1 protein-coding gene and 1 pseudogene are annotated in these 3,112 nt (G+C 55.4%); one reads left to right on the top strand and one right to left on the bottom strand.

Translation table 11 applies throughout. The annotated features are described in order from the left end of the window. Nucleotides 1–188 precede the first annotated feature (188 nt). A pseudogene (locus tag AC2VLY_RS05365) lies at nt 189–359 on the top strand (type II toxin-antitoxin system RelE/ParE family toxin); the annotation flags it as partial. Between the two features lie 109 nt (nt 360–468). Here the strand turns inward: AC2VLY_RS05365 and mutS are convergent. Next, a complete protein-coding gene (gene mutS, locus AC2VLY_RS05360) occupies nt 469–3,030 on the bottom strand; it encodes a DNA mismatch repair protein MutS (protein WP_486921899.1) in 2,562 nt (853 codons plus the stop codon). Nucleotides 3,031–3,112 lie beyond the last annotated feature (82 nt).

The following is a 3,112-nucleotide window of genomic DNA, read 5'->3' as shown; positions in this document are numbered from 1 at the left end:
GTTTAAGAAATTTATCTTTTTGCAACAGAAAATTAAGCCAATATATTGATATATAATAAATATTATAAATGTTGCAGCGTAAAAGAATGCAACGGTTCATACAACAGTTCTTGCAACGTGGGATTCAGATAAAAAAGGGGAATCAAGTGATCTCCCGAATCTGGATGTGACAAACAACCCTACACCAGGGCACTGGCTTGTTATGCGCCTATCCGGCTATGGGCAGACCTGGGCGGGTTTTTGTAACCAGGGAATTAGTGATAACGGATCACCCGTACATTCTCCCTTATTGCGTGCGGGATGATGCCGTGGAAATAATACGGGTATTTCACAGCAGGCAAAAAATTCCGCGTAGGTAGTAGGGTCACGATAAAAACAGCGCATAACATGAACACCAAGAGCGTGGCGATTTCTTGGCTTTCGATGCTTGGCTGGCGGGTTGTCCGGATATGCCCCGTTACAAAAAGCCTACAGCAACTCTTTCAATTGATATAAAACGGCCAATGCTTCCCTGGGGCTGATATTGTCAGGGTCCATTTGCTCCAGGAGTTCCAGTGCGGGGTGGGGTGATGCCGCAAATAGGGGAATTTGCGCCGGTGGATTTTGTGCGGGTGCCGGATTGGGTAAGATGCTTGGTCGTGCAGAGCTCGAATTTTCAAGTAACTGCAGCCGTACCTTGGCAGTGCTGACCACCTTTTCTGGAATGCCGGCCAGGCTGGCCACGGCCAGGCCGTAACTCTGGGCGGCTGGCCCTGCTTCGACACGATGCAGAAAAATGACCTGATCGTTCTGGGCGACAGCATCCAGATGCAGGTTGCTGAGCTGCGGGTTTTCCAGTTCGGTCAGTTCAAAATAGTGGGTGGCAAAAAGTGTAAATGCTCCGCGTTCGAGCAGGGCTTCGGCGGTTGCCCAGGCAATGGCGAGGCCGTCATAGGTGGCGGTGCCGCGCCCGATTTCATCGAGAATGACCAGACTCCGGGCGGTGGCCAGATGCAGTATGCGGGCGGTTTCGCTCATTTCCACCATGAAGGTCGAGCGTCCGCCGGCCAGATCGTCGGCAGCACCAATGCGGGTGAATATCTGGTCGACAGGCCCGATAATGGCTTCGCGAGCGGGCACCCAACTGCCGATATGAGCGAGCAGTACGATCAGTGCGCTCTGGCGCATGTAGGTAGATTTACCGCCCATGTTGGGGCCGGTAATCAGGTGCATCCGCTGTTGCCCATCAAAATGAAGGTCGTTGGGCACAAACTGACTGCCCATTTGCGCTTCGACGACCGGGTGCCTGCCATCAAGAATGTGCAGGCTGTTTTCCGCCACCAGTTGCGGTGCGGACCAATTCAGTGAGATGGCGCGTTCAGCCAGGGTGCTCAGGACATCCAGTTCCGCCACTGCGGTCATGGTGTTCTGCAGGGCTGCAACTTCCGGTATCAGGGCGTCCAGAAGCGTTGTGAAGAGCAGACGTTCCCGGCTGAGAGCCAGACTTTCGGCAGAAAGCGCCTGATCTTCGATAAGCTTGAGGGCGTCATTGATGTAGCGTTCGGCATTTTTGGTGGTCTGGCGGCGGCGGTAGTCGTCGGGAATAGGTCCCTGATAACTGCGGCTGATTTCAATATAAAAGCCGTGAACCCGATTGTACTGAATTTTGAGCTGGCTGATGCCGGTGCGCTGACGTTCTTCCTGCTCCAGATTGCGCAGGACATCCTGAAGGTTGTGACTCAGGGCCTGTAAACGATCCAGTTCAGTGTCATAGCCCGTTTGAATATAACCCCCGTCTCTTTGGGTCATGGGGGGCTGATCGACAATGGCGTTTTCCAGCAGCAGGCGGGTTTCTGCGAATAACCCGATGCGTTCCCGATAATCATGAAGTGGACTTTGCGCGAAGCGCTGCAGGCTTTCGTGCAGGGCGGGCAGCGCCTGGAGGGTACTGCGCAATTGCGCCAGATCACGAGGGTTGGCACTGCGCAAGGCAATACGGGTGAGAATGCGCTCGGCATCGGCGATTCCCTGCAGGGCCTTTTGTAGCGGCTCTGGACCCTGGCCGGCTATCAGTGCGCTGACATGCTGCTGGCGCTGCAGCAAATCGGGTCCCTGACGCAAAGGACGTAACAACCAGCGCCTCAGAAGCCGGGTACCCATGGGGGTGCGGGTCTTTTGCAGCAGAGACAGCAGGGTGGGGCCCTGTTCGTGCAAGCTTTCAACAACTTCCAGCGCACGAAAAGCGGTGGCATCCAGATACAGCTCATCTTCGGCGCGTTCAGGCTGCAGGTGCTGGATCTGAGCCAGGCTACCCCGTAGTTGGGATTCGGCATAATGGAGAAGTGCTCCTGCAGCACGCAGGGCCAATGGCCAGTCATTGCAGCCAAAACTGTCCAGGCGCTCGCCAAAATAGCGCTCCAGCACGGCCTGACTGCGCCGGGTCTGGAACAGGGTTTTATCCAGCCCCTGGACATGTTTGTTGTTCAGGCTGGTTTTGAGTGGCGCATCTTCGGGAAGAATGATTTCAGCTACAGGACGCCGGGCCAGCAGGTCGGCCAAGTCGGTCTGGGGAATTTCCCTGAGCATCAGCCGCCCTCCGGCAGCATCCAGCCAGGCAAGGCCGCAGCGTGGGCCTTCTGGACAAATGGCCAGCAGGAGGGGCTCCTGGTGACTATCCAGCAAGCCTCCATCGACAATGGTGCCGGGGGTCAATACCCGGACAATGGCTCTTTCGACAGGTCCTTTGCTGGTGGTTGGGTCACCAATTTGTTCACCGATGGCGATTCTTTCACCGAGTGCGACCAGTTTGCCTAAATAACCATCGATGCTATGCACCGGAACCCCGGCCATGGGGATGGGTTCTCCTGCGCTGTGCCCCCGGCTGGTGAGTGTAATACCCAGCAAAGTCGATGCTTTTTGTGCATCTTCGTAAAACAGTTCGTAAAAATCCCCCATGCGGTAAAACAGCAGCGCATCCGGACATTCTGCTTTCAGTCCGAGATATTGCTGCATCATGGGGGTGTGCTGCGCGCTTGGTTCAGCGGAGCGCATGGTGAGAGCGTTGCCTGTGCAAATCAATGTTCATATTGGGCAGAGGATAGCGCAGGACAAGTAGCTGCGGCTACATCCGTCA

The organism is Acidithiobacillus sp. TH-A36 (assembly GCF_057473445.1).
This window is presented reverse-complemented; position numbering and strand designations above follow the sequence as displayed.

Bases quoted from the DNA above. Each gene is read 5' to 3' on its own strand.
- mutS (WP_486921899.1), bottom strand. From the start codon at position 3,030: ATGCGCTCCGCTGAACCAAGCGCGCAGCACACCCCCATGATGCAGCAA.